At 27.1% G+C, this 2,262-nt stretch carries 2 protein-coding genes; one reads left to right on the top strand and one right to left on the bottom strand.

From position 1 onward, the window contains the following. Positions 1-134 precede the first annotated feature (134 nt). The gene (locus G534_RS0107045) at positions 135-1,109 is read right to left on the bottom strand and encodes a tRNA dihydrouridine synthase (RefSeq protein ID WP_027348478.1); all 975 of its coding nucleotides are present in this window, start codon (positions 1,107-1,109) and stop codon (positions 135-137) included. Between the two features lie 722 nt (positions 1,110-1,831). On the opposite strand from G534_RS0107045, the gene G534_RS0107040 reads away from it, so the two are divergent. Then, positions 1,832-2,026, top strand: a complete 195-nt coding sequence (locus G534_RS0107040) for a hypothetical protein (RefSeq protein ID WP_027348477.1) — start codon at positions 1,832-1,834, stop codon at positions 2,024-2,026. Positions 2,027-2,262 lie beyond the last annotated feature (236 nt).

The raw sequence follows: 2,262 nt of genomic DNA, 5'->3' as shown, positions 1-2,262 counted from the left end.
AGAAATGAATATCTATTGATACAAAAAATGTATCAACCCATACCCTTTAATATCAGGAAATAGGTTGATACACAAAATTATTTACAGACCCCAATAAAATGAAAAAAATGGGGTGTTATCAATACACCCCATTTTTATATATTAAAATCATTTTCTTTATTAAACTCTTCTAATATAATTCTAGCTTCTTGTACATTTTTAGTTCTAATTAATCTATCTCTTAATTTACTAGCTCCTCTAAAATCTCTAATATATGTCTTGTATAATCTATTTAACATTTTATAAAGTTGAGGTTCTTTTTTTACCATTTCCTCATATAAATCTAGATGATAATAGAACAACTCCATATATTCTTCTATACTATGTTCTTTTTTTTCTTTTTCAAATGCAAATGGATCCTTAAATACACCTCTACCTATCATAACTCCGTCTACACCATATTTTTCAACTAATTCTAATCCGATTTGTCTATTATCTATGTCTCCATTTATTGTTAGAAGTGTATTTGGAGCTATTTCATCTCTTAATTTTTTTATTTCAGGTATTAATTCCCAATGTGCAGCGTAGTCAGACATTTCTTTTTTAGTTCTTAGATGAACAGATAAATTAACTATATCCTGTCTTAATAGATGAGATAACCATTCTTTATATTCATTTATATCACTATATCCAATTCTTGTTTTTACGCTTACAGGTAATCCACCTTTTTTAGCAGCTTGTATAATTTGTGCAGCAACTTCAGGCCTTTTAATTAATCCAGCGCCTCTTCCGTGCTTAACTACATTAGCTGCAGGACAACCCATATTAATATCTACACCACTAAAACCCATTTTTTTCATATCTTTTGCCATAGTTGCAAAATCTTTAGGATTATCTCCCCAAATATGAGCAACTATAGGTTTTTCATCCTCGGTAAATAGAAGTCTTCCTCTTAATGCCTTCATACCTTCTGAATGATTGTAAGATTGTGCATTAGTAAATTCTGTAAAATACACATCTGGAGCAGCAGCTTTAGCTATTACATGTCTAAATACTACATCCGTTACATCTTCCATAGGTGCAAGTATAAAAAATGGCTTAGGTAAATTCGTCCAAAAATTTTCTTTCATATTATTTCCTTTATATTTTAAATAGTCATTTTAAGTTATACTTGCATATTTTAACATTAGTAAGTTAACAAATCAATTATATAAGAATAAAAGATATACTGAATTTAATAATTATAAAAAAGGTAGTTTTAAGCAAAGATTTACCTTTTTACCGTAATGGTTATTTTACATAAACAACTGCTATAAAATATAATTTATTGAAAAATACTGCAATAAAAATCCTTAACAAAACTTAACATTTAAAAACATATAAATCTTAAATCAAAATTTATCAATTTTATATTTCATACATCAGATTTTATAATATGAAAAAAAATAACACCTAAAAATAGGAGTTTTAAAAATGAATTGTACTTTTTTTGTACCTTAAAAAAATAAACGGCTATTTCAAGCCGTTTAGATAATATAATGGTCGGAGTGAGTTATAAGAAAAAAGACTTAATCGAATTATTTATCAAAATTATATCCTTGGTTACAGCAATAATCGGATTAATTGATAAAATAATAGATTAAGTCAAGGGGAGAAATCCCCTTCCTATCTTTAATATATATGAAATTACTCATTATGTCAAATGAGAAATAGTTTAAGTTTATTATTAATGGTTATGCTTTTAGTATTAAATGTGTTTTATCTTGAAAATACAATATTATATATTCTGATAGTTATATACATGATTTATAGATTGTATAAAAAGAATTAAATAGATAAAAGGAGTATATGAATGACAAAAGATAATAAAACTTCAGAAGCTCAAAAGAGAGCTTCAAGAGCTTGGGAAAAAAGAAATAAAGAAAAAACTAGAATAGATGGATATAGAAGACAAGCAAGAAATTTTATAAGAAATCATGCGAAAGAAGATGATTTGTTAGAGTTAGAAGAGTTAATAAAAGCAAGAAGAGAAAATCTAAAATTGTAAAAAATTATAAAACGTTGACTGTTTGATTGAAGAATTTTACAATTGAATCGAAGATAGACAACTATGCTTTAAATTTGTGAAACTGAATTAACGTTTAAGTGTCATGTAATGGCGTCAGACACAAAACCACCTAACGGTGGTTTTTTTATTGTGGGTTTACCACAATAAAAACCCCCGGCTATGCCGGGGGAATCAAGAGCTTTAGCTTCAAGAAAAAAACCTCTCGTGATAAAATT

Origin of the sequence: Helcococcus sueciensis DSM 17243 (assembly GCF_000423145.1) — a bacterium.
GTDB lineage: Bacteria > Bacillota > Clostridia > Tissierellales > Peptoniphilaceae > Helcococcus > Helcococcus sueciensis.
The sequence above is the reverse complement of the archived record's forward strand: the minus strand, read 5'-3'. Positions and strand labels throughout refer to the sequence as shown.

What these genes read in the sequence shown, in the direction of transcription:
- G534_RS0107045 (WP_027348478.1), bottom strand. Translation starts at nt 1,109, where the DNA reads ATGAAAGAAAATTTTTGGACGAATTTACCTAAGCCATTTTTTATACTT.
- G534_RS0107040 (WP_027348477.1), top strand. Translation starts at nt 1,832, where the DNA reads ATGACAAAAGATAATAAAACTTCAGAAGCTCAAAAGAGAGCTTCAAGA.